Below are 516 nucleotides of genomic sequence, written 5' to 3'. Positions count from 1 at the left end.
GCGGCGTTATGCGCTATGACTAAACATATCCAAGAATGCAAAAGCTGCGGTCAGAAATCTGAGGGCGAGCTTTATCATCTGGGGTTCAGTGACATGGATTGTATGTATTGCGACTCATGCCCACGGGTGCTATTGCTGAAAGACCGCGACTTTCTAAAAAAGAAGGGCATTGTATGGCCCAGTCTTCTGCCAGGAGATGAGGGGTGGGAGCATTATAACAGGCACCTTTTTCCACTTTATGAAAAGCTCGAGTCTTTGTTCAAACCATGTGAATGCGGTGGCCGATTTCGAGCGTGGGCTGTTGCAAGGTGCTCACAATGTAACGACTATTTGTTTGGTGTTGCTCCGGAGCCAGATAAACCGTCGATGTGGCATTCAAAATATGTTTTTGTCACCGTCGGCTCTTACAATGATATCGAGCAATTAAATGGCAAATTCGCATAACCAGGCGCAGCACTACACCGCCGATAGCGGCGGTGGGACGCTCGTAAACTCGCGCCCGTGTGCGCAAAGTTA

At 48.8% G+C, this 516-nt stretch carries 1 protein-coding gene; it reads left to right on the top strand.

Annotated elements, in window-relative coordinates:
• Nucleotides 1-444 (top strand): hypothetical protein (locus tag DKW72_RS16640; RefSeq protein ID WP_232522447.1); only part of this gene is annotated, 444 nt, incomplete at its 5' end.
• Between the last annotated feature and the right edge of the window lie 72 nt (nt 445-516).

The sequence above is a fragment of the Marinimicrobium alkaliphilum genome, from assembly GCF_003259155.1.
In the GTDB taxonomy this organism is placed as follows: domain Bacteria; phylum Pseudomonadota; class Gammaproteobacteria; order Pseudomonadales; family Cellvibrionaceae; genus Marinimicrobium_A; species Marinimicrobium_A alkaliphilum.
This window is presented reverse-complemented; position numbering and strand designations above follow the sequence as displayed.